At 42.8% G+C, this 24,440-nt stretch carries 25 protein-coding genes and 1 pseudogene; 4 read left to right on the top strand and 22 right to left on the bottom strand.

Translation table 11 applies throughout. The annotated features are described in order from the left end of the window. Positions 1-15: 15 nt before the first annotated feature. From ABE28_RS10815 to ABE28_RS10760, 12 genes are all read right to left on the bottom strand, one after another. Positions 16-873 carry a MurR/RpiR family transcriptional regulator gene (locus ABE28_RS10815; protein ID WP_064465198.1) on the bottom strand — a complete coding sequence of 286 codons (858 nt, stop codon included), beginning with the start codon at positions 871-873 and terminating at the stop codon, positions 16-18. Positions 874-888: 15 nt separating this feature from the next. Next, complete coding sequence (murQ, locus tag ABE28_RS10810; protein WP_064465199.1) at positions 889-1,797, bottom strand: N-acetylmuramic acid 6-phosphate etherase; 909 nt, start codon at positions 1,795-1,797, stop codon at positions 889-891. A gap of 625 nt (positions 1,798-2,422) precedes the next feature. Continuing rightward, entirely contained in the window at positions 2,423-4,120 is a 1,698-nt protein-coding gene (locus tag ABE28_RS10805) for a sigma-54 interaction domain-containing protein (RefSeq protein WP_257390767.1), read from the bottom strand. Between the two features lie 128 nt (positions 4,121-4,248). Then, positions 4,249-4,650 carry a MaoC/PaaZ C-terminal domain-containing protein gene (locus ABE28_RS10800; RefSeq protein WP_064465201.1) on the bottom strand — a complete coding sequence of 134 codons (402 nt, stop codon included), beginning with the start codon at positions 4,648-4,650 and terminating at the stop codon, positions 4,249-4,251. Next, positions 4,647-5,099 (bottom strand): MaoC family dehydratase N-terminal domain-containing protein, encoded by a 453-nt coding sequence (locus ABE28_RS10795; protein ID WP_064465202.1) that lies wholly within the window; start codon positions 5,097-5,099, stop codon positions 4,647-4,649. The genes ABE28_RS10800 and ABE28_RS10795 overlap by 4 nt, the downstream gene beginning before the upstream one ends. An 18-nt stretch (positions 5,100-5,117) precedes the next feature. Further along, positions 5,118-5,882, bottom strand: a complete 765-nt coding sequence (locus ABE28_RS10790) for an SDR family oxidoreductase (RefSeq protein WP_064465203.1) — start codon at positions 5,880-5,882, stop codon at positions 5,118-5,120. 20 nt (positions 5,883-5,902) lie between these two features. Then, positions 5,903-7,078 (bottom strand): acyl-CoA dehydrogenase family protein, encoded by a 1,176-nt coding sequence (locus ABE28_RS10785; RefSeq protein ID WP_064465204.1) that lies wholly within the window; start codon positions 7,076-7,078, stop codon positions 5,903-5,905. A 27-nt stretch (positions 7,079-7,105) separates the two neighbouring features. Next, positions 7,106-8,257, bottom strand: coding sequence for an acyl-CoA dehydrogenase family protein (locus ABE28_RS10780; RefSeq protein ID WP_064465205.1), 1,152 nt, complete (start codon positions 8,255-8,257; stop codon positions 7,106-7,108). A 15-nt stretch (positions 8,258-8,272) separates the two neighbouring features. Continuing rightward, complete coding sequence (locus tag ABE28_RS10775; RefSeq protein ID WP_064465206.1) at positions 8,273-9,895, bottom strand: long-chain-fatty-acid--CoA ligase; 1,623 nt, start codon at positions 9,893-9,895, stop codon at positions 8,273-8,275. Positions 9,896-10,185: 290 nt separating this feature from the next. Continuing rightward, entirely contained in the window at positions 10,186-12,630 is a 2,445-nt protein-coding gene (gene parC, locus ABE28_RS10770; RefSeq protein ID WP_064465207.1) for a DNA topoisomerase IV subunit A, read from the bottom strand. Beyond that, a complete protein-coding gene (parE, locus tag ABE28_RS10765) occupies positions 12,620-14,605 on the bottom strand; it encodes a DNA topoisomerase IV subunit B (protein ID WP_064465208.1) in 1,986 nt (661 codons plus the stop codon). The genes parC and parE overlap by 11 nt, the downstream gene beginning before the upstream one ends. 385 nt (positions 14,606-14,990) lie before the next feature. Then, positions 14,991-15,401: a CoA-binding protein gene (locus ABE28_RS10760; RefSeq protein ID WP_064465209.1), complete on the bottom strand. Its 411-nt coding sequence runs from the start codon at positions 15,399-15,401 to the stop codon at positions 14,991-14,993. 430 nt (positions 15,402-15,831) lie between these two features. On the opposite strand from ABE28_RS10760, the gene plsY reads away from it, so the two are divergent. Continuing rightward, a complete protein-coding gene (plsY, locus tag ABE28_RS10755; RefSeq protein WP_064465210.1) occupies positions 15,832-16,422 on the top strand; it encodes a glycerol-3-phosphate 1-O-acyltransferase PlsY in 591 nt (196 codons plus the stop codon). A 49-nt stretch (positions 16,423-16,471) separates the two neighbouring features. On the opposite strand, the gene ABE28_RS10750 is transcribed toward plsY, so the two are convergent. Then, complete coding sequence (locus ABE28_RS10750; protein WP_064465211.1) at positions 16,472-16,678, bottom strand: hypothetical protein; 207 nt, start codon at positions 16,676-16,678, stop codon at positions 16,472-16,474. A gap of 89 nt (positions 16,679-16,767) precedes the next feature. Further along, a pseudogene (locus tag ABE28_RS25960) lies at positions 16,768-16,897 on the bottom strand (methyl-accepting chemotaxis protein); the annotation flags it as partial. Between the two features lie 375 nt (positions 16,898-17,272). Here ABE28_RS25960 and ABE28_RS10745 point away from each other — a divergent pair. Continuing rightward, the gene (locus ABE28_RS10745) at positions 17,273-17,422 is read left to right on the top strand and encodes a YycC family protein (protein ID WP_064505153.1); all 150 of its coding nucleotides are present in this window, start codon (positions 17,273-17,275) and stop codon (positions 17,420-17,422) included. Between the two features lie 266 nt (positions 17,423-17,688). On the opposite strand, the gene ABE28_RS10740 is transcribed toward ABE28_RS10745, so the two are convergent. Further along, entirely contained in the window at positions 17,689-18,177 is a 489-nt protein-coding gene (locus tag ABE28_RS10740) for an NUDIX hydrolase (protein ID WP_064465212.1), read from the bottom strand. A gap of 89 nt (positions 18,178-18,266) precedes the next feature. Between ABE28_RS10740 and ABE28_RS10735 the strand changes: the two genes are divergently transcribed. Next, the gene (locus ABE28_RS10735) at positions 18,267-18,563 is read left to right on the top strand and encodes a HesB/YadR/YfhF family protein (protein ID WP_064465213.1); all 297 of its coding nucleotides are present in this window, start codon (positions 18,267-18,269) and stop codon (positions 18,561-18,563) included. Between the two features lie 38 nt (positions 18,564-18,601). Here ABE28_RS10735 and ABE28_RS10730 read toward each other — a convergent pair whose 3' ends face one another. The 7 genes from ABE28_RS10730 to acnA all read right to left on the bottom strand — a co-directional run bounded on the left by ABE28_RS10730 (position 18,602) and on the right by acnA (position 23,895). Beyond that, positions 18,602-18,898: a hypothetical protein gene (locus ABE28_RS10730; protein ID WP_064465214.1), complete on the bottom strand. Its 297-nt coding sequence runs from the start codon at positions 18,896-18,898 to the stop codon at positions 18,602-18,604. A gap of 20 nt (positions 18,899-18,918) precedes the next feature. After that, positions 18,919-19,350 (bottom strand): acyl-CoA thioesterase, encoded by a 432-nt coding sequence (locus ABE28_RS10725; RefSeq protein WP_064465340.1) that lies wholly within the window; start codon positions 19,348-19,350, stop codon positions 18,919-18,921. Between the two features lie 140 nt (positions 19,351-19,490). Further along, on the bottom strand, positions 19,491-19,724 hold the full coding sequence (gene tlp / locus ABE28_RS10720; RefSeq protein ID WP_064465215.1) for a small acid-soluble spore protein Tlp: 234 nt from the start codon (positions 19,722-19,724) through the stop codon (positions 19,491-19,493). A 65-nt stretch (positions 19,725-19,789) separates the two neighbouring features. After that, entirely contained in the window at positions 19,790-19,933 is a 144-nt protein-coding gene (locus ABE28_RS10715; protein ID WP_064465216.1) for an acid-soluble spore protein N, read from the bottom strand. Positions 19,934-20,058: 125 nt separating this feature from the next. After that, positions 20,059-20,187: an FbpB family small basic protein gene (locus ABE28_RS24485; protein WP_081092343.1), complete on the bottom strand. Its 129-nt coding sequence runs from the start codon at positions 20,185-20,187 to the stop codon at positions 20,059-20,061. Positions 20,188-20,438: 251 nt separating this feature from the next. Next, entirely contained in the window at positions 20,439-20,972 is a 534-nt protein-coding gene (locus ABE28_RS10710; RefSeq protein ID WP_064465217.1) for a TlpA disulfide reductase family protein, read from the bottom strand. A 211-nt stretch (positions 20,973-21,183) separates the two neighbouring features. Then, the gene (gene acnA / locus ABE28_RS10705; protein WP_064465218.1) at positions 21,184-23,895 is read right to left on the bottom strand and encodes an aconitate hydratase AcnA; all 2,712 of its coding nucleotides are present in this window, start codon (positions 23,893-23,895) and stop codon (positions 21,184-21,186) included. Positions 23,896-24,284: 389 nt separating this feature from the next. Between acnA and sspO the strand changes: the two genes are divergently transcribed. Beyond that, a complete protein-coding gene (sspO, locus tag ABE28_RS10700; RefSeq protein ID WP_064465219.1) occupies positions 24,285-24,437 on the top strand; it encodes a small acid-soluble spore protein O in 153 nt (50 codons plus the stop codon). Positions 24,438-24,440: the final 3 nt, after the last annotated feature.

The following is a 24,440-nucleotide window of genomic DNA, read 5'->3' as shown; positions in this document are numbered from 1 at the left end:
TAAACTATGAAATTTTCAATTATACCCATCCGTCATCGATTTGATGGCAGCTCTTGTCTTATCAATATATTGGACGGTCTCTTCATATTGCTCCGAGGCCATACCTAAAAATAAAATGTCAATCAAATATAGTTGTGCCAATCGTGAGGATGTTGCAGCACTTCTAAACGGAGCTTCATTTGAAAACGATGTATAGAGTGAGGCATCGCATAACGAAGAAACTGTCGTTTGACCAAAATGAGTCAGCCCTATCGTCTTCACTCCCCGTTCTTTTGCAAGCTTCAGGATATTGATCACTTCAGGCGTCTCCCCGGAGAATGAGATGGCAAAAACCACGTCACTTTCCTCCGCATTGGCGATCAGCGTTGCAATTAGATGCATATCCGTAAAAGCGGTTGCCCCCTTATTAATGCGGAGCAATTTTTGCTGAGCGTCAGCAGCAACGATATTGGAGGCACCGACGCCGCAAAAATGGACGGTTTTAGCATTCAGCAATAAAGCGATCGCTTGTTTCAGGTTGTCGTGATCGATAATTTCAGCTGTGTCACGAATGGTTTGAATCGAATTGCTCGTCGTTTTCTCGACAATTCGATACAGCGATTCCGAGGGCTCGATATCCCGATATCCTTGCTCAACATTCTTCATCAAATCTCCAGCAATCCTTATTTTCAAATCTTGAAATCCCTTTATTCCAAGCGATTTACACAATCTGATAACAGCAGCTCCACTTGAATTGGCGGAGGTGCTCAATTCCTGTACCGTACTGTTCACCACTTCATGAGGATTTTGAAGAATATATTCTGCTAGTTTTTGCTCTGATTGCGGAAGCTTGCTCAGCATCGTCTGTATGATCGATAATCCTCCAGTAGCCATTAATTGCTTTCCTCCTTAATCTTCGCCGATCGAGATGGCCTTTCTGACATCTCCACCCGCTTTTTCCAGTAACTCCATTGCCTGAACATAATCATTCGAGGTTTTTATCATGACGATTGCTGGTTTAACTTGATTTTTTGCCTTTTCGAGCATGTTCAGCGCGTGTTCATAGTCTGCATCCGTCACCGTTTCGATGATGCGGATGGCACGCTCCTTCAATTTCTGATTACTAACATGTACATCCACCATCAGATTTTCATACACTTTTCCCATTCGGATCATGGTTGCCGTTGAGATCATGTTGAGCACCATTTTATGTGCGGTTGCCGCTTTCATTCTTGTGGACCCTGTTAGAACCTCTTGACCGACCACCACCTCAATCCCTATATCCGCAGCTTCTGTGATGATCGCGTTTTTATTGCTTGATAAAGCAACAGCTTTTGCACCGATTTTTTTGGCATAACGTAAGGCGCCTTTCACATACGGGGTACGCCCGCTTGCTGCAATGCCGATAACCGTATCATTCGCTGTAAGGTCCACCTCGATTAAATCACGTTCCCCAAACTCTTCTTTATCCTCTGCTCCTTCAATGGCATGAACGAATGCCTTCTCGCCCCCCGCGATTATTCCGAGGACCGTATCAGGCGTCGTGCTGAAGGTAGGCGGACATTCAACAGCATCAAGAACGCCGAGCCTTCCGCTCGTCCCGGCTCCTATGTATATGAGCCTTCCCCCTTTCTTTAGGGATTCACAAGCCCAATCGACCGCCGTTTCAATCTCCGGTAAAACCTCCTGCACTGCTACAGCAACTTTTAAGTCTTCCTTATTGATTGCTGAAATGATACCCATCGTATCCATACGATCGATGTTCATCGTCCCTTCATTCCGCATTTCAGTCGTTAATGAATGCAAATGCTCTTCCATAGACAATTAGATCCCCCTATATACAGTTTATTAAATATAATTTCACCTTTTTATGAGATATACTGAAATTATATTTTATATTATATTCAATGATAACGTTTTCATGACCCGGTGACAATAAATTTTTGAAAACTCGCGAAATAATGCGAATTCTTAAAAAACAGTTTTCCCCGTACGGCAAACTTCGTTTTTTTCCATGTGCTTTCATTTCTCTGCTAATCTATCTTTTATACGGAACCGATTGCTTCCTCCCTTCCATTAGAAAACAAAAAACGTGTACCTGACCCCCTGACAACAACCAGAGGGTCCAAGCACCACACGTTATATCACCTTCAACTAGGCTCTTTATCAGCAGAACAGAATTCATTAATGAATGATGAAATCGAAAAGAGTGTACTCCAAAGGGGATATCCATCATTCACTTTTGATTGAGATAAATCATTATTGAATTAAAATAAATGGAGCGTTATCAGGAGACAAAATGAAGCATACTCTGCAAGAAGGTCTGGAATTTTCTTTCTATTTTGCGTTTGAATGGATTTGGATGACGGTAGATAAACATCTATATGATCCAATCTCCCTCAGTTTGAAGGGGATACCGATTCACGGCATCCCCTGTACTTACTTATATTTTTTCACTGACCTTCAGCCGATATTTTTTTAGCTTCCGGACGATCGTTGCCTGACTTGAATCGAGTGCTGCCGCAATTTCATATGTAGTTTGGTATGTTTGTGCCGCTTTTGACAAGATCTCCTTTTCAGCTCTTTCCACTGCGGCTTTTAATGTTATCGATGAATTATTGTTTGCTTGGTTCAGGTTGTCCGGCTGATATTCTTCCGGAAGGTCGTCCATCGCTAACATGGAATGATCCGTCAGTACGACAAGCCTTTCTACAATATTTATTAATTCACGGACATTACCCGGCCAATCATGTTGAAAAAAATATTCTTTCAGCCCCGAATCTATTTGTTTCGAAAATTTATATTGTTCGTTCGCTTTCTTAAGGAACAGATCAGTCAATGCCAAAATATCTTCTCTTCTATCGCGTAATGGGGGAATCGTGATTGGAATGACATTCAGCCTATAAAAAAGATCTTCACGAAAATCACCTGATTTGACCATTTCCGATAAATTGCGGTTCGTGGCCGCTATTATGCGAACATCGATTTTCTTCGGCTTCGTGCCTCCGATTCTTTGAATCTCCCTTTCCTGTATTGCTCGCAGTAGCTTTACCTGTAATTGTAAGGGGAGCTCACCGACTTCATCCAAAAATAAGATGCCCCTTTCTGCCAGCTCAAACATCCCTGGTTTCCCCTTTTGATTGGCCCCGGTAAATGCCCCGCCTTCATATCCAAAAAGCTCGGATTCCAATAAATCGGCAGGAATGGCACCGCAATTTATTTTGATGAAATCGCCTTTTTTGGACCGGATGCTCCGATTGTATATATTGCGGGCCAGAACATCTTTCCCCACGCCCGTTTCTCCAAGGATGAGCACAGTTGCATCGATATCCGATATTCTTTCAGCAATCTCATAAATCGTTTTCATCTTATCACTGACAAAAACGACTCCATCCTGACTTGTTATCTTTCGAAGTTTTTCGATTTCCTGCTTATATTGAACATTCAATTCATTAGCCTTCGTCAATTCGTGCATCAGTTCATTTAAATCTGACAAATCCCTTATATTCGTTACGACTTGCTCGATTTCACCAGCTTCATTAAAAACCGGGCTTCCGGTAATCAATGTTTCTTTTCCAGCAAAATTATCCTGTACGACCGATACGGTTCGTCTCAACTTGACGACCTTATGCGTGACAGATGCATTCAGGATGCCACGCTTAATCAGCTGGTCAACTGATTTGCCTATATAATATTCTTTAGGGATACCGGTAATCCGTTCTATCGCTGAATTGGTATAAAGTGTCGTACCCTGCTGATCCGTGATATAAATCCCGTCATAGGAGCTTTCGATAATGGCATCCAGGGCACGGTTCAACTTGTCCAATTCATGAGCATCCACCATTAAATCATCCAAAAATTGTGTTTCTCTGCCTATATAAAGACGATTGTCATCATCACTTTGTTTCAAAAGTAAAAATATATACCGCTTGTCATGCCATTTTGCTGCCGCAAGTCTATTGTTATCCATAAATTTCCATTCATCAAATTGTCCGGTTAATGTCGAATCCTCATCCTTGTCCATGAATTGGTTGAAGTACATGCCCCATTCCTTAATCCGGTTCGAAGAATCCAGAATAAGTGCAGGAAAGGAGTATTCTTTGAGCAATTTGATTGGAGAATCCCGTTTCACTTGATTCATAACTATTCACCGCCGCAAAAAGAATTCTTAATATGTACAAATTCTGGATTAATCTCGAATCTCCTTCAAAATTGACGAATTTCACTCCTAAAAAATAGTGATGAAATAATTTTCATCACTACTTTTGTTCAATAGACCTTAAAAACAACCTCTCCGCTGATCGCTTCCTTGCCTGTCTGATCAGTTGCTGCCACCCTGAAATAATATCTATCTTCCTTTTTTCCTTTTAAATCTGCAGAGAGGGTGATTACATCATTCAAGAAAACCATCCCTTTGAATCGGATCTTGTATTCTTCGATAAAGCCGATTTCATACAGATTGCTGAAAAGCTTTGCCAAATTGCCCATCGTCCACATCCCATGGGCGATGATTGCGGGAAGACCTGCATTCCTCGCTTCCTCGTCAATCGTATGAATCGGATTGAAGTCGCCTGATGCTCCAGCGTACTTAATCAGGTCCATACGCGCTACGGGATCCAGCTCGATTGGATGCAGCGAGTCACCAATATGAAGTTCGGTCAATGTCGTCACTTGCTCATCACCTTCTTTCTGATCGTTTCGTTGATGATGACAAGCTGTTCAGCACTAAACACCATGTTACCATCGGCATCCAAGCCATAATTTTTCATGGCCAGAAATCCCATTTCACCTTGTTTTCCCTTTTTCTCATAGTAATCCTTCACTTTGGAATAACAGGTGATTTCCTCTCCGACCAACAGCGGCCTATTGTAGCGATAAACCTGTTCGCCATGAATCAGCCCTTTTTCCGGAAGGTTCAAGGAATCAATCATGCCATAGTCAAAAACCCGCGGAAAGGTTGGCGGTGCAATATTCGCCCCATATCGGGATTGCCTCCCTGCTTCTTCATCAATGAAAATCGGATGCGGATCACCTATCGAAAATGCAAATTTTCTTACGGCTCCCCGTTCCACGAAGTTTTTAACAGGTTTAGATCGCTTTCCTATGCTATCGTTAAACATATCATCCCGCCTTTTTCCTTAATTTTTTGGACCTCCCGCTACATATAAAACCTGCCCGCTGATGAATGAAGAAGCTTCTTCGGCAAAGAATGCTACAGCATGCGCAATATCCCTTGGCAAGCCGCTCCTCGCAACCGGAATGCTGTTTGCCCGATCCTGAATGAATTGTTCAAAACTTACCCCTACCCGCTTCGCTGTTTCTTTCGTCATTTCGGTTTCGATAAAGCCTGGGGCGACGGAATTGGCTGTAATCCCATATTTGCCAAGCTCGATAGCAAGCGTTTTCGTTAATCCCTGCAGCCCGGCTTTTGCAGCTGAATAATTGGCCTGCCCGCGGTTCCCAAGGGCCGAGGTGGAGGATATATTAATGATTCTTCCGTATTTATTCGCAACCATATGCTTCTGGGCGGCTCGAACTGCATTGAAGGTGCCTTTTAAATGTACATCCATCACGGTTTGCCAATCGGAATCGGTCATTTTAAAAAGGAGGTTATCCCGGATGACACCTGCATTATTCACTAAAATATCAAGCGAGCCGAATGTGTCGGCTATTTCAGTGACCGAAGCTTCGACCTCTTGGGGCTCGACCACATTTGTCACTTTCGTAAAAATGGTGTACCCCTTATCTCTCAATTCATTTCCGGTTGATGTCAAGACTTCTTCGTTGATATCGATGATGGCTACCTTTGCGCCTTCACTGGCGAGCAGCTCGACGATCGCAAGGCCAATTCCTCTGCTTCCACCTGTTACTAATGCCGTTTTCCCTGAAAATCTTCCTGTCATCCTCGTTTCCTCCTCATCCATTATAAAAATTGTCCTAATTTAACATGCCCTTTGATTAAATTACGGGAAATGATCATCCTCTGTATTTCATCCGTTCCATCATAAATCCGCCAAAGTCTTGCTTCCCGGTACCAACGTTCTATGGGAAGCTCTTTCGTATAGCCCATGCCCCCATGTATCTGCAATACGCGATCAACGACCCGATTCCCCATATTCGCGCCATATAGCTTAGCGATCGAAGCCAGGTGGCGGTTGTCTTCTCCGTTATCGAGTGTGAACGCAGCGTTCAGTACAAGCCACCGAGCGGCTTCGATTTCGACTGCCGAATCAGCAATTTGCCATTGGATCGCCTGACGCTCGGCGATCGGCTTACCGAAGGTGACTCGCTCTTTCGCATAGTCTATCGCCATTTGCAGCAACCTTTCTGCAGATCCGACAGCGCGCGCCCCCACAATCCACCTGGCAAACCCAATCCATTCCAGTCCCAATTTATACCCGCCATGTATTTCCCCTAAGATGTTCTCCTCGGGTACCCTGACATTATCGAAAACCAATCCAGCTGGTCCCCATTCTCCCATCGTTTGGATATACTCGGATCTCCAGCCCATGTCACGGTCGACGATGAAGCAGGTTACACCCTCGGTACCTGTCGCCTGATGACGCTCTTTGTCCGTAACAGCAATGACCATGACGAAATCAGCATCATTCCCACCAGTAATGAACGTTTTTTCCCCGTTTAGCACCCAGTCTCTTCCCTCTTTTACAGCCGTCATTTTTATATTCCTTGTATCCGAACCAGCTCCTGGCTCCGTCATCGCAAAACAGGATTTTTTCTCCCCATTGATCGTTGGGATGAGGTACTTCTTTTTTTGATCCTCGTTTCCATAATAAAGGATATTATCCGCTGACCCGCCAAAGCTGAAAGGAACGAACGTCTTGGATACTTCCATCAAGACAATTGCCATCATAAGCTGTCCCAATTCCGCCCCGCCATATTCTTCCGGCGTATTGATGCCCCAAAAGCCTGCTTTTTTTGCTTTTTCCTGCAATTCTTTCATTGTTCCTTCTGGCAAACTAGGTTTTCCTGCCATTTCATTGCGAAGCACTTCATTTTCCAAAGGAATCAATTCATTCTCCACGAACTTGCGAATTGTTTTTTGGACCATTTTTTGTTCATCCGATAAACGTAAATCCATTTTAACCCCTCCACTTTTCCTATTAGACTAGTGTTGATATTTTTTCTTCAATTGCGCAGTTATGATATTTTTTTGGATTTCGGACGTACCCTCATATATTCGTGTGATTCTGGCATCCCGGAAAAAGCGTTCCACTGGGTAGTCCTTCATGTAGCCGATTCCGCCATGGATTTGGACAGCCTTATCAGCGACGCGATTATACACTTCCGAACCATACAGCTTTAGCATTGCCGCTTCCTTGATGATTTTTTCCTTCTGATCGACCATCCACGCGACCCGATATGTGAATGAACGTAGCGCTTCGATTTCCATGGCCATTTCAGCAAGCATATGAGCTACAGCCTGATGATCGATGATCGGCACATTGAACTGTTCACGCTCCATCGCATATTTTGTCGAGATATCCAGCAAATATTGACACGACCCCAAATTCCTTGCCGCAAGGCCCGCCCGTCCATTCGCAAGGATTTTCAAGGCATTTACATACCCCTGGCCTACTTCTCCGAGGACATTTTCAGCGGGAACCTCACAATCTTCAAAAATCAGTTCTGCCGAATGTGAGCCTCGAAGACCCATTTTCCGCTCCAAGTTTCCCACTTTAAAACCCGGAAAACCTTTCTCCACAATGAATGAGGTGATTCCTTTTGCTCCTTTGTCCTTATCCGTTACTGCCATGACTGTAAAAATATCGGCTACGTCCGCATTCGTTATAAAATGCTTCGTCCCGTTGAGAATATAGGTATCGCCGCTTTTGACGGCCGTCATCTTCAGATTCGTCGCATGTGATCCAGCAGCAGGCTCCGTTAGGGCAAATGCACCGATTTTATCACCGCTTGCCATATGCGGAAGATACTTTTCCTTTTGCATTTCATTGCCCATTTCGACAATCCCCACCGTCCCGATGCCGGTATGGGCACCGATCAAAGTTGTGTAGCCATTATGTGTTTTGCCGATTTCCTCATATAAAGCGCATTTCCCGACCATCCCTATTCCCAGTCCGCCATATCTTTCCGGAATGCTCAGTCCGAATAGTCCGATTTCTTTCGAAGAATTTATGATGGAATCAGGAATATGATCTTCATCCTCTATTTGCATGGAAAAAGGATCGATTTGCTCTTCAATAAACTGACGAATGGTTGCTTTTAACAAGACGATATCATCATCCAAGCGAAAGTCCATATCCATTCCCCTTTCTCAGATCATTTTATTGTTAACGCTTTCACGTTCTATCTGGAATCCATGAGCCTCTTGAAGTTTGCGTTTTAAGACTTTACCCACCGCTGTCTTTGGGAATTCACGTAGAAACATGATCATATCGGGTATCTTGAAGGCGGCTAGATGTTCTCGGCAATAATCCTGCAATTCTTTTTCCGTTATTGTTTCATTGGGCTTTAAAACGACCGCTGCGTGTACCGTTTCACCGCGATATTGATCGGGGACACCAAATACGGCAGCTTCCAAAACCTTTGGATGGCTGTAGAGAACCTCTTCAATTTCAATGGGATAAATATTGAAGCCGCCTGCGATGATCATTTCTTTCTTGCGACCCACAATGTAAAAGAAGCCATCCTGATCCATCTTGGCGATATCGCCAGTATACAGCCAGCCGTTTTGAATCGTCTTCTCCGTCTCTTCAGGCATTCCCCAATACCCTTTCATCACCTGAGGTCCCTTAATGACCAACTCTCCCGGGGTATCAACCATGAGCGATGGCTCACCAGTAATATTGTCAATGATGGCGGCATCCGTATTTTGTATCGGAATCCCGATACTTCCTGGCTTTTGCAGGCCAGTGACCGGATTTCGGTGCGTAACTGGCGATGCTTCGGAAAGTCCATAGCCCTCTGCGATCTTCGAGCCACTCACTTCGTTAAAACTTGATAACACATGCAAGGGCAATGGTGACGAACCTGATATACATGACTTCAAGCAATCCATATCGAACGGATGGGACCGGTAGTATTGTAATAATGCGATATACATCGTGGGGACACCTGGAAAAATGGTTGGTTTAAGAGTTTTGATCATATCGACGAATTCTGCCACCTCAAATCGGGAGATAATAATCAAGTCTCCGCCATTATAAAACGTCAAATTCATTCCTGAAGTCATTCCATATACATGAAATAAAGGTGAAACGCCAAGCACCCTTTCCTTGCCCTCCTGAATATTGATTTTGGAAGTGGCGGCACTTTGCAGCGTATTGGCCACAATATTCCGATGGGTCAGCATCGCTCCTTTTGACCGTCCGGTGGTTCCTCCCGTATATTGAAGGACGGCAACATCTTCACCGGGGTCAATGGATGCATAGGAATCAGTTTCCGATACAGATAACAGACTCTTCATCATTTCACAATCGTTCTTTTCCTTCGACACGCGCCATATCTTTTCAAGATTCGTTTCAACCAAGACCTCTTCGACTAAAGGCAGCAAGTCATCGAGGACGATGATGTACCTTGCACCCGAGTCTTTCAGGACATGTATCAATTCGTTTGACTTATACATCGGGTTGATTTGGACAACGATCGCCCCTTGTAAAAGCGTCCCGTAAAAACTGATCGGATATTGTGGACAATTGGGAAGCATAAGCGCCACACGATCACCTTTTTCAACCCCCGCGTCTGCTAGTAAGCGGGCAAATCTTTTCACTAGCTGTCCTAACTGTGAATATGTATACCTATCCTCTTTAAACGTAACCGCGGTATGTTCCGCATATTTTTCGACTGAATGGTAAAAAAGGTCTGTCAAAGAAATTTCAGGTATTTCAATTTCCAATGGATTTCCGGACGGGATATGCTTTTTCCAAGGTCTATCCATTTGTCCTCCCCTTTCTTCTTTCAATACAACAAAGAAGTCATCCTATTAACATGCAAGGATTGTGCCAAAAACGGAAGGTGTTGATATTGAGATTTCAGTCGCAAAAAAATTCATAATTGAATTATTCGTTGTTCATATGTAATTAACAGACTGATAAAACTAGGAATTTAAAATTGATTCAATAAGTCATTTTTGACTCAAAGACTTTATGTGGATAGAGACCGAGGGAGATTTTTACGTCGCAAAAAACGGGATGCTGATTTTGACCAGCATCCCGATAGAAAAATGACTCACTCCTCCATCGAGGCTTCATCTTCCAATGATATTTTCCATAGTTCTTTCGCTTTGCCACTGACCGTTTCATCAAAAACAAAAGATCCATTCGTGTAGCGATCGTGATTTTTTAATGAGGCGGCATGAACGGTTTCAACCGTACCCTTTTCGGAAAGAATGAACAAACTGTCGGTTTTATTGACCGTAGTAAATCCGATGACCCGGTGAGGGTTGGATTTCAATTCCCTTAATACCACGACACCGCGCTTGGCCCGGCTCGTTTTTTCAAACTCGGTTAATTTCATTTTCTTGATGGCACCGCGCTGGGTAACGATAAGGATGGATTCTTTGCTATCTTTGGTTAACATCTTGCCACCGATAACATAGTCATCTTCTTTCAAATTAATCCCTTTGACTCCCGCTGCACGTACACCGACGACACTTACTTCTTCTTCATCGAACCATAAACCATAGCCGTTATGGGTGACAAGGAAAAGATCTTCCTGACCATCGGTATGATGAACATCGACCAGTTCATCATCGCCCTTTAAATTGATGCCAACCAAAGGTTTTGAATGGCGTTGCGCTTTGTAAGCAGCAAGTTCAGTCTTTTTCACCATCCCGTTTTTCGTGATGAACACCAGGAATTGCGGAAGGGTAAAGTCCTTGATTGGTATCGCTTTTATGATCTGCTCTTCCCTGTCGATCGGAATGATGTTCGCGATATGCTGGCCCGTTTCCTTCCAGCGAATATCAGGAAGCTGATGAACTGGGCAATAGAGAAAATTCCCTTTGGAGGTGAACAGCAACAGGACATCCGTTGTATTCATTTCCAAACGCTGAAGCAATCGGTCGGAATCTTTCATGCCAAAATCAAGACCGCCTGATGCCGCATATGATCGCAATGATGTCCGTTTGACATAGCCCTCTTTCGTCACGGTCACCATCACGTCTTCACTCGCGATCAAGACTTCAAGATTAATTTTGATTTCTTCTATTTCCTTTTCGATTTTTGAACGCCTTCCGTCATCAAAGCCCTTCTTAATGAAGCGAAGTTCTTTTTTTATGACTTGAAGAAGCACCTTTTCACTGCCCAGGATCTTCGTCAATTCTTCAATTCTGTTTTTCAATTCCGCTGCCTCTGCCTCGAGTGCTGTAATATCCGTATTTGTCAGTCTATATAACTGTAAAGAAACGATGGCTTCGGCTTGCGCTTCTGTAAACGCGAATTGGGCAATCAGGTTATCTTTGGCATTGCGCTTGTCTTTGGAAGCACGGATGACGGCAATGACTTCATCCAATATCGATAGGGCCTTCACTAATCCATCGACGATGTGTGCCCGGTCATGTGCCTTTTGCAGCTCATAACGGGAACGGTTCACGATTACCTCTTTACGGTGATCGATATACGCATCAAGCATTTTTGGCAGGCTCATCAAAGTCGGCCGCTTTTTATATATCGCGACCATATTAAAGTTATAGGCAATTTGAAGATCGGAATTTTTGTATAAATAATGCAGGACACCGTTTGCATCCGCATCTTTTTTCAGTTCAATGACGATACGCAGTCCGGTCCGGTCCGTTTCATCCCTTACTTCTGCGATGCCTTCCACTTTCCGGTCAAGACGGAACTCATCCATTTTCTTGACTAGGTTCGCTTTATTGACTTCATACGGAATTTCGGTGATGACGATTTGCTGTTTGCCGCCACGGATCGTTTCCACATCCGCCAAGCCGCGTATGATGATTTTCCCTTTACCTGTTTCATAGGCTTTACGAATGCCTTCGATGCCTTGTATGATTCCGCCAGTAGGGAAATCCGGCCCCTTTATGACCGTCATTAAATCCGCGACGGTCGCTTCCGGTTTATCAATCCGCATAATGGCAGCATCGATGACCTCTCCTATTTGATGCGGCGGGATTTCCGTTGCATATCCGGCTGAGATGCCAGTGGAACCGTTTACCAATAAATTAGGGAACATCGCAGGCAATACGATAGGCTCTTCAGAAGTATCATCAAAGTTCGGCACGAAGTCGACTGTCCTTTTTTCAATATCACGTAACATCTCCGAAGCGATCGATGAAAGCCTGGCTTCCGTATACCGCATCGCAGCAGGCGGGTCTCCATCAATGCTCCCATTGTTACCGTGCATTTGGACCATGACTTTTCGCAGCTTCCAGTCTTGACTCATCCTGACCATCGCCTCATATACCGATGAATCTCCATGAGGATGATAATTACCAATTACATTACCGACCGTTTTTGCAGATTTCCTGAAACCTTTTTCCTGTGTATTTCCTTCCACATGCATCGCATACAGGATCCTGCGCTGTACCGGTTTTAAGCCGTCCCTGGCATCGGGAAGTGCCCGATCCTGGATGATGTATTTACTGTAGCGCCCGAAGCGATCTCCGATGACCTCTTCAAGCGGCAAATCTCGAAACGTTTCTTCAAATACCATCGTTATTGACCTCCTCTTCAATCGACATATTTTCATTATCTAAAATATTCGATTCTTCCTCGAGACCAAAAGCGACATTGGCTTCAATCCATTTGCGGCGCGGTTCAACCTTGTCACCCATTAACGTTGTCACTCTTCTTTCCGCACGGGCCCCATCATCGATTTTCACACGGATCAACGTCCTCGTTTCCGGGTTCATCGTGGTATCCCACAATTGATCGGCATTCATCTCTCCAAGCCCTTTATAACGCTGAATCATATAGCCTTTCCCTACCTTGTCTATCGCTCCCTGAAGCTCCTCGTCACTCCAGGCATATTCAATCACTTCTTTCTTCCCTGTCCCTTTACTCACTTTATATAACGGTGGCAGAGCAATATAAACCTTCCCTGACTCTATCAATGGTTTCATATAACGGTAAAAGAAAGTAAGAAGAAGCACTTGGATATGGGCACCATCCGTGTCGGCATCGGTCATGATGATCACTTTATCGTAATTGGTGTCCGGGGTATTGAACTCGGCCCCGACCCCTCCGCCAATGGCGTGGATGATCGTATTTATTTCTTCGTTCTTAAAAATATCCGCCAGCTTTGCCTTTTCCGTATTGATGACTTTACCCCTTAACGGCAAAACCGCCTGAAAACGGCGATCCCTGCCTTGCTTTGCAGATCCTCCGGCAGAGTCCCCTTCCACAAGGTACAATTCATTACGTTCGGGATTTTTCGATTGAGCCGGCGTCAGCTTACCAGATAGGATGGCATCGGATTTTTTTCGTTTCTTTCCGCTCCTTGCATCCTCCCTTGCTTTGCGGGCCGCTTCGCGGGCTTGGAACGCTTTAATCGATTTTTTAACCAATAAAGTACTCGTGGTCGGATCTTCTTCGAAAAAGTAGGCTAAGTGCTCTGACACGATGGAATCGACTGCAGAGCGAGCCTCGCTGGTGCCAAGCTTGCTCTTGGTCTGCCCTTCGAATTGAAGCAGTTCTTCCGGAATGCGGACAGAGATAATCGATGACAAGCCTTCACGTATATCGGTACCTTCGAGGTTTTTATCTTTTTCCTTCAATAGCCCCATTTTTCTCGCATAATCATTAAATGCCCTGGTCATGGCCGTTTTTGCGCCAATTTCATGGGTGCCGCCGTCTTTTGTACGAACATTATTGACGAAGCTTAATATATTCTCTGAATAGCCATCGTTGAATTGAAAGGCAAGTTCAACTTCTATCCCATTTTGCTCCCCTTCCAAGCTAACGACACTATGAAGGGTTTCTTTTTCCTCATTTAAATAATCCACAAATGCTTCGATTCCATTTTCATAATGGAAGGTTTCATTTCGGTCGTTGCGTTCATCCGTCAATTCTATCTTCATGCCTTTTAATAGAAAAGCTGATTCACGGAGGCGTTCACATAGGATATCATAATTGTATGTTGTCACCGAGAATATCTTTGGATCAGGCTTAAAATGGATTTTCGTACCCGATTGATTCGTTTTGCCGATTTTCTCCAGCGTCGTTTCCGGTTTACCACCATTGAAAAACCGTTGTTCGTATATGAACCCGTCCCTTTTGATCGTCACGACAAGCCATTCGGAAAGCGCATTAACGACCGAAGCACCCACACCATGAAGGCCCCCGCTCGTTTTATATCCACCTTGTCCGAATTTCCCCCCTGCATGAAGGATCGTCAAAATGACTTCAGGCGTCGGTTTACCCAATTTATGCATACCCGTAGGCATCCCGCGGCCCCTATCAGTTACACTTACACTGTTATCTTTATGTATTTTCACACTAATTTGGTCTCCATACCCAGCCAAAGCCTCATCTACGGAGTTATCTACAATCTCGTACACTAAATGATGAAGTCCGCGTGCATCAGTACTGCCGATATACATACCGGGACGTTTTCTGACCGCTTCGAGTCCTTCCAGTACCTGAATTGCATCATCATTGTACTCGATTGCTTTTACCTTTTTTGCCACAGAAATTCCCCTTTCCTTACTAAACACAATTTCCGGGCCAAATCATACTGCAATGAAATGACTCACTAGCTTTAACAATTTTTCACATACGTCACTATTCATATAAAAAGTATAATACTTTCACGAGAAAAGAACAAGTGTTCTATTTTTATGTCCCTTTTATTAGCGTTAGCCCATTTGTTTGGAGCTTGTCGCCCTAAAAAACGTATCATAGCTACCGTTCTAATTGTAGCGGTAATTTCTCATTTGGCAAATATACTTTTATTATTTTGATCAAATTGTTCTTGAATCCACGAAAATCAGCGGCATTCAGAATATGCTGGATACCCTCGAACCGGAACTTGAAATGCCTTTAAAAAAGAGCGGAGGGCCCGCTCTTTTGACTTTACTTCGTAAGGGCGTGTTCGACTTTAATGCATCGATCCATGATGACAGTATAACCTTTTTCGATCAAAAAATGATAAGCTTCCTCATTTTCAACACCTAGCTGAGCCCAAAATATATCTGCATCAATGTTGGCAAACTCTTTGGCAATCCCCGGAAGGAACTCTGAGCGGCGGAACACGTTGACGATATCGACATGGCCTTCAACATCTTTGAGGGCTTTCACGGCTTTGACACCCAACACTTCGGATATGGAAGGGTTGACAGGGATAATTTCATATCCACTGTCCTGCATGGCCTTTGATACCATATAAGAGGTTCGCTCGGGATTATCCGATAATCCGACTACAGCGATTCGTTTTGCTTTTTTTAGCATTTGTCCCATTTCCGCTCTGCTCGGATTTTCTATCATTCTTACCAATCCTCTCTATTTATAAAATGTAATATTTGCACAAAAAGTATTCTTAACATGGAAAATTAACAGACAAGCTGATTATTACCATTATTAAGAAAAATAATTATACAAGAAAAAATAAGTTTCGAAAAGACTGACTCCACCTCATGCCTTCCTGTTTTTTATATATACGAAAATAAGAAAAGATAAACATTTTACCTTGCATCAACTTTAACCTATATCAAAAGGTGCATTTCTATCAAGGAAAATTCATTTTTCAGTGGGTTTTTTTCGGACAGGCGTACCATTTTGTCACGAAAATGTTACAATAAGAGATGCTTATCACACAGTTTATGGCTGTTTTTAGCTATTTCTTTCATAAATGCTAACAATCAGCTTCTCTATCATGAAAAAATAAAAAGATTTTTCTTAAAGAAAGGGTCATAGAATGCTTACATTTATCATTATACTGTCTGCTTACTTGATTGGATCGATTCCATCCGGTTTAATTATCGGTAAAACCTTTTACAATATCGACATTCGCGAGCACGGCAGTAAAAACCTTGGCGGTACAAATACCTTCCGGACATTGGGCGTCAAGGCAGGACTTACCGTCACAATCATGGATATACTTAAGGGGACGCTTGCAACATCACTCCCATTTTTGCTTGGAGCCAATGATTTGAACGAGATGCTCGTAGGCGTTATAGCCGTCGTCGGCCATATGTTTCCCATTTTTGCAAACTTCCGGGGCGGGAAAGCGGTTGCGACTTCAGCTGGCGTCATCCTTGGTTATGAACCATTGTTTTTTGTCATTGCCGTTATCATTTTCTTTATATCCCTATACTTTTCCAAATATGTGTCGCTCTCTTCCATGATTGCCTCTCTACTTGCTTTTATCTATAGTTTGGTGTTTCATACAGGTGATTGGGCTCTCATTACAGTGATTGGCATCTTTACTATCTTCATTTTTTACCGGCACCGGGCGAACATTAAACGAATTATTGATAAAACCGAACCAAAAGTCAAATGGTTATAAGCGATTTTTAGAATGGGGATGGGCCAGTTCTAACAGGTCTATTTCCATTCTATAATGCATTTGCCGTGTTATTCAGAATACCAGCTTGGTCGGATACCTTTTCCGAAGAATTCCCGATTTCCTGAATGACCGATACCAAACCTTGAATATCCCTTTCCATGTCCCTTGAATCGGAAATATTCCCTTCAATTACGCCAATGATTTCATTGAAAGGCCTTTCGGTTAAAACTGATTCCCCCCCCCCCTGCCTGAACAACCTCCTTAACCCTTTGAACAGATCCAACCACTTCCTTCATATACTCACCTGATGTATTCACTATTCACGATTGATTCTATTTCTGCGATAGAATTTTTTGTCTGTTCCGCTAGCTTTCTTACTTCATTCGCAACAACTGCAACCCATGCCATTTTCACCTGCACGGGCAGCCTCGATGGCGGAATTCAATGACAGCAGATTGGTTTGGCCGGCTATTTCCTGCACTAGTTTTACAAACTCGGTGATACTATGGAAGGATTGATTTAACAATACGATATATGCCCATTCCCTTCTCTCCCTGTTCTTGTCATTCCAGAAAAGATGAAGCCATATTGAAACTTACAATTACATGAACCTTTATACCTGAAATTCGATAAAAATTCCCGCGTTAAATAGTTCAATATGATCACTTTCCTTGAGGTCATTTTGAACATAACTTCATTCCAAAGTCAAGCGATAATGATCTGTATAGGGGGTATGAGCTTGATGGGGGTTTCGTTTTGTAAAGCCTAAACAGCTAAGAAAGAATTGATTAATTGTTGCATAGAGGATAAACTGGAACTAATTAATCATTTTCCCTAAGGAGAATCAGTCATGAAGCCACTGCAAATTTCACCGGAAACCGCTTTGAAATTATCAAAATCTCTCAATTTGCCCTTGGAACAAATCATGCATATGCCCACACCCATCTTACTGAAAAAGCTAGCCGAGGCTGAATCAATAGAAAACGAAAAGAGGAAATAGCTGCAGAAACCTGCAGCTATTTTCGTGTTCCCCCGGATGTGTGCGTTACGACTATTGAGATTACTTGCTGAAAGGCATTCCATTCTCCCCACTGCTCTCGAATTGGATAACGCCCGATTTAGTCCCACAATCGTATTTCCTTCCAGCCTTTCTAAGTACTCTAAAACTGCATTTGATTTTGCGTCAATGGTATAATTGGTCAAAAAAACTGCACTTCCAGTTAGATGTTGTCTAACAATTGGAGGTGCAGTTGACCTGGACGGTACTCAATTAGTTAAAGCCGATTCTTTTGCGAAATGAGGCAGCGGCTTCGTTTCCATGGAGACGAAGCGATCATTTTCATAAATGCAGGCAAATTGCTGAGGAGGTGCTTGCCGTAATACATCACCGAGATAATGCTTGATGTTGGATACGACTTCATCCGCCTCCATGGCCCATTGAACCGGCTTCCAAGCTAGTTCTCCCTCATCACAAGGACTAAGCTCACCTCCGGTATCTTCAGCGCGGTACACATACATTCCGCCCGTCTCATTCCATGTCACGATTCCCCTATAGGTCAATCGCTTGACCGTTAATCCAGTTTCTTCGCGGATTTCACGTTCCATCGATTCAAGGACTGTCTCACCTTTTTCGATTTTCCCGCCAATGCCATTCCATTTATCCCGGTTCGGCTCTTTTTTGCGGAACAGCATCAACACTTCATCTTCGTTATACGTTGTTCGAGTAATGAAACAAATTGTATAGATGATCTCCATCGTATTTCCTTTCTAAAACGCACAATATTCGCATCTGCTTCATAATTACTTTATACTTAAGTAACGGACCTCAAGGAAGGAGAATGAGTATGAAACTGACCATTTCCGATCAAGCGGCACAGTGGTATATGGACGAATTGGAGCTCCAAGAAGGCTCACATTTGCGCTTTTATGTAAGATATGGCGGACATAGTTCCGTTCAGAGCGGCTTTTCATTGGGCATCATCCAAGAAGCGCCAGAAAATGCAGCAGCCTTATCATCGACGAAAAATATTCATTTCTATGTAGAAGAAAAAGATATTTGGTACTTCGATGGTCATGATTTGCGGATCACCTTCAACGAAAAACTGACCGAGCCTGAATTTCATTATGAAAAGGGAGCATGACCTTGCAGCAGCGGTGTAAACTGCTGTTGCTTCTTTGTCTAATTTTCGAGCAGCACCTCAATGATCCCCTCCGCCTTGAGTATTTCCCTTTGCTTATCGCCCAGAAGATCATAATGCGAGTAGCCATCCTTGCGGTGATGGATCCATTCTTTTTTCAGCCCGTATTCCTTACCCCATTCGGATAATCGGCCTAAATCCTTACTGCCGACTTTTGTGACCGTCTTGCAGCCAGGGAAACGGTCATCCAGCCAATAATGAGTTAAAAAAGCGATTTCTCCTTGATCGATCCGCTTTTTCCACTCCACTACATCTTTCCGTTTAATGCCGAAAGCCATGTCTAAAACACCTCGATTTATTAAACCAGCTCATTCTGCTTTTTATTTTTTTCATAGGCCTCATGCCAATCAGGAAACATGCGTTTGATGGATATCGGCCGGAAGCTGTCCTTTTTGACGCAAACATGTGAAGAATGACCGGTAGTCACCACTTCTCCTTTACCATTGACGATTTCATAGCCATAAATGACCCGTAATCCGTCATACATATCAATCCACGTCTTCACTTTTACTTTTTCACCATACCGCACTGGCGTTTTGTATGAAGCCTGTATGTCCATGACAGGGGAAAGGATACCCTCCGCCTCCATATCAGCATAACGGAACCCTAAATCATCGATTAATTTTGTCCTGCCCAGTTCCATCCATATAAAATAATTGGCATGGTAAACGACACCCATCTGATCCGTCTCAGCATATCGAACTTCAATATCATTTTCAGCTATGAACATTTTTCTTTCCCCACTTTCATTTTTGCAATATAAACATTTTACCATAACAACCGTTCCCTTTTCATTTAAGCAGTCTTAAGTATCCATGGAAAAAGGAGGAAGAAAGGTGCCTTGCTTCTTTCTTCCTCCTCGTCTATTCTCTAAATATTATTGTAGCCGCTGTCCCTCGCTTCTTCCTCATCCTGCACTTCTTCCTTCATCGCTTCAATGCTCGCTTTTCTTCGCTCGTTTTTAGCTTTTATCGCCAGCTTGTCCTCAGCTGATGAAAAGGATATCGCATCATTCGCTGCTATCATGCTCTGCTCCGTGTTATGAATCGCGTCCTGGAGTTTTTCTACATTATCCAAACGGTTATCCTTATTGAATGAATTCATTGTATTTTCACCTCTAATCAAGGATGGTTTACATAATAATATTATTGAAATTTTTCAAGCCTTCGTTATTCGCCTTTGGTTTGTATGACCTGTGCATGCTTCCCGGATTTGTCCTGCATTTGCTTACCATTGTTACTTCCCGCTGCCCTTGATTGTGTTCCAAGGTGACTTGGCCTGAAGTGTTTTGAATCTTTTTTTGGATTACTCATATTATCGCCTCCTTTTCTTATCATGGATGAAAAGAAGGGAATTCATGAGTGCCAGATTTTGAAAAGCACAAAATAAAAAGCCAGCACAATGGAGGACATTGTACTGACTCATATTTTGTTTAATGTTACTCAGCTTTTTGCATATGTTTTTTTTCCAGACGTTCCTCAAGTCTTTCCATTTGTTTAAGGTCCATCATCAATTCCCTTTTATTTTCTTTAATTAATTCTTCAAATGTTCTTTTTCTTTTTTTCATGGTTCTCACCTACTTATTTTTAGTATATGATTCAGCATTGCCAAATTAACGTAAAATTATGACTATATGGTTATTATCCTTAAAGTTATCATAATTATCAGTTTTTTTATTTCATCAAATACTTCCTTCCTCTTTACTTTAACCCTTTTTTATTATCATTAACCAAAAATTAAGAATTTAATTAATTATTTCCTGTGATTTTTGACAACTTTGTTAACATTCAACGTAAAACGGAACCTCATAAGGTCCCGTTACTGCATGCTATTCATATATCGTTCCATATCTTTGAGTTGCATGGCTGATATCACTTTATGCCTGATCTCGCCTTTCTTGTCAATAAAGTATGTAGTCGGAATGCTTAATACCTTATACTGCTCATTCACTGGATTTTTTGCACTGTTGCTATCCAGAGGTATGGTGAAGGTAATTCCATTTTCCTTCACAAACGCTTGTACATCGTTTTCAGGATCTATATTGACCGCAAGAACGATGACATCATCACCCGCTTGCTTCGTATATAGCTCCATATCCGGCATTTCCTTTTTGCAGGGCGGACACCAGGTTGCCCAAAAATTCAGCATGACCTTCTTCCCTTTATAATCCGCTAATTCTACTTGTTTTCCATCCAAGGTCTTCAAGGAGAAGTTCGGCGCCTTAGCCCCGATTTTCAATCCACCCAATGATTCCGTTTCCTCTTGGCTGTTTGGTTCATTATCCACCGCTTGTACAATCGCAATCGTAATTAATGACAGTAAGAGCGCTGAGGCAATAATTTTTTTGAGCATACACTTATGTCCCCCTTGTCCCAATACAATTAATTTATTAGCCCATTTCCAAAAATAGAACAACTTCCCTTTTTCATATTAACAATAAAAAGACACTTGGAATAGTAAATTCGTTTATATATTGCATGTAATCAGCTTGATTACATAATTTTGACACAAAAAAAGAATCGGTAAACCTATTATATAGGTTTACCGATTCTGAAGGCTGAAATTAGCCTTTTAATTTATTACGCAATACCATTTGAAGGATACCGCCATGACGGTAGTAGTCGATTTCAATTTCGGAATCGAAACGAACAAGTACATCAAATTCTTTTACGTTTCCAGCTTCATCAGTAGCTGTAACCGTTACGATATCACGCGGTTTAACTGTTTCGTCGATTTTAACTGCAATCGCTTCTTTACCAGTCAATCCAAGTGTTTCAGCGTTTTCGCCTTCTTTGAATTGAAGAGGAAGAACGCCCATTAATGCAAGGTTAGAACGGTGAATACGTTCAAAGCTTTCAGCGATGACCGTTTTGATGCCAAGAAGGTTCGTACCTTTCGCAGCCCAGTCACGAGAGCTTCCCATACCATAGTCTTTACCAGCGATGACGGCAAGGCCTGTTCCATCAGCTTTGTATTTCATGCAAGCATCATAGATAGCCATTACGTCGCCTGTTGGCCAGTAAGTAGTGTAACCACCTTCTGTACCTGGAGCCACTTGGTTACGGATACGGATGTTTGCGAACGTTCCGCGCATCATCGCTTCATGGTTACCACGACGAGAACCATAAGAGTTAAAGTCGCGTGGTTTTACGCCGTTTTCACGAAGGTAGATACCAGCTGGTGTATCTTTACCGATTGCACCTGCAGGAGAAATGTGGTCAGTTGTAACTGAGTCACCGAATTTACCAACTACGCGCAAACCAGAAAGTGGGTTAACCGAACCTGGTTCTGGTGATAATCCTTCAAAGAACGGAGGATTTTGAATGTATGTTGATTTAGAATCGAAAGCGTAAATCGCTTCGTTGCTTGTTTGGATTTCATTCCAACGTTTGTTATCGTTGAATACTGTTTCGTATTCTTTACGGAATAATTCAGGTGTAACCGTTGCCTTAACAGCAGCGTTTACTTCTTCTTGTGATGGCCAAATATCAGCAAGGTATACATCGTTTCCGTCTTTATCTTTACCAAGTGAATCATGGTTAAGATCGAAGTCCACAGTACCTGCAAGAGCATATGCCACAACAAGAGTCGGAGAAGCAAGGTAGTTTGCTTTCACAAGCGGATGAATACGGCCTTCGAAGTTACGGTTACCAGAAAGCACAGAAGTTACTAGAAGATCCGCTTCAGCAACAGCTGCTTCGATTTCGTCCGCTAATGGACCTGAGTTACCGATACATGTTGTACAGCCGTAACCGACTACGTTAAATCCTAATTGATCAAGGTATGTTTGAAGACCTGCATCACGAAGGTAACCAGTAACGACTTTAGAACCTGGTGCCAATGATGTTTTTACATAATCCGGTACAGTCAAGCCTTTTTCAACCGCTTTTTTAGCGATCAGACCTGCTCCAAGCATTACGTATGGGTTTGAAGTATTTGTACAGCTCGTGATTGCAGCAATTGCGATCGCGCCAGTTTTCATGACCGATTCTTTGCCATCAGCGAATTTAACAGTCACTTCTTTATCCAATTCAGAATTGTCCATGCCGAAGCCTTGGTTGCCCATAGGTGCATTGATGGCATCATGGAAAGATTTCTTCATTTGGGAAAGCGGGATCAAATCTTGCGGGCGTTTAGGGCCTGAAAGGTTTGGTTCGATTGCTGAAAGATCGATTTCCACAACATCATTGTATGCTGGATCTTCGTTTTCAGGAGCGTAGAACAAGCCATTTTCCTTGCAGTAAGATTCAACCACTTGAATTTGTTTTTCATCACGGCCTGTTAAGCGCATGTAATCGATCGCTTCTGCATCGACTGGGAAGAATCCGACTGTAGCACCGTATTCAGGAGCCATGTTAGCGATCGTTGCACGGTCAGCAAGCGGAAGGTGTCCTACTCCAGGGCCGTAGAACTCAACGAATTTACCGACTACACCGTGTGCACGAAGAACTTGCGTTACTTTCAAGGCAAGGTCAGTAGCTGTCGTTCCTTTAGGAAGTTGGCCAGTTAGTTTAACACCAACCACTTTTGGCACTGGGAAGTATGATGGCTGTCCAAGCATGCCTGCTTCAGCTTCGATACCGCCGACGCCCCATCCAAGAACACCAATACCGTTGATCATTGTCGTATGTGAATCCGTACCGAATACAGAGTCAGGGAATACTTCAAAGTCACCGTTTGGAGTTTCCACCGCGTGTACTACGTTCGCAAGGTACTCAAGGTTAACTTGGTGAACGATACCAGTTGCTGGCGGAACTGCACGGTAGTTGTTGAATGATTTTTGAGCCCAGCTTAGGAACTGGTAACGCTCTGCATTCCGTTCGAATTCAAGATCCATATTGGCATCAAGGGAATCCATTGTACCTGCTTTATCAACTTGTACTGAGTGGTCGATTACAAGGTCAACTGGAATTTCCGGGTTGATTTTGTCAGGGTCTCCACCAAGGGCCGCGAAGGCATTACGTAGAGAAGCTAAGTCAACAACAACCGGCACACCCGTGAAATCTTGAAGGATGACACGTGAAGGCTTGAAAGGTACATCTATATCTTGTTGCTCGCTTGTTCCCCATTTAGCAAGGTTCGCAACATGTTCTTTTGTGATGACTCTCCCGTCCACTTGACGCAGGACTGCTTCAAGTAATACTTTAATGGAATATGGAAGGCGTGAAACTTTGCCGTCCCCTGCTTTTTCAATAGCGTCTAGGCTGTAGTAGTTGTAGCGTTTCCCTTCGATTTCAAAGGATTTACGCGCTTGGTATACGTCATTTTTCGTCATGAATATTACCCCCTATTAAACTGTCAGAATAACTTATTCTGCACATGAAAGTAAAACCTGGTTCACTGAAACCATGTTTACCGATAAATATAAACAAAAAAGTTAGTTTGTCGAATTTTCTCTCTCTTCTCCCATCCTAACTCTTCCTTCAACTTAATACTAATATAGAAATGAGTATAAGTAAATAACAAGAAAGTTATTGTTTTTGATAAGTTTCTCTTATGGAAAAAATCCCTGCACATCTGAAAGAGAGTTTTAGTAGCCTTACATGCATGCCGTATTGCAAAAACACAACTATATACAAGCTTATAAATTATACCAATAAAACTTATTAGTCAAACGTACATAATCATTCCGCATTATCACATTCTATTGGTGGAGGTGTCGAAATGACAAAACAAAAGGCAAATCATGTCAAACCAGGAATGAATGCTGCAAATGGACAGGGTAATGGAGCAGGGTATCATGATGAATTGGGTAATGAACCACCGTTATCGGAAGAACAAAGGCAAAACAATAAAAAAAGAAAGAAAAACCAATAATCT

Origin of the sequence: Peribacillus muralis (assembly GCF_001645685.2) — a bacterium.
Taxonomy (GTDB): Bacteria; Bacillota; Bacilli; order Bacillales; family DSM-1321; genus Peribacillus; species Peribacillus muralis_A.
This window is presented reverse-complemented; position numbering and strand designations above follow the sequence as displayed.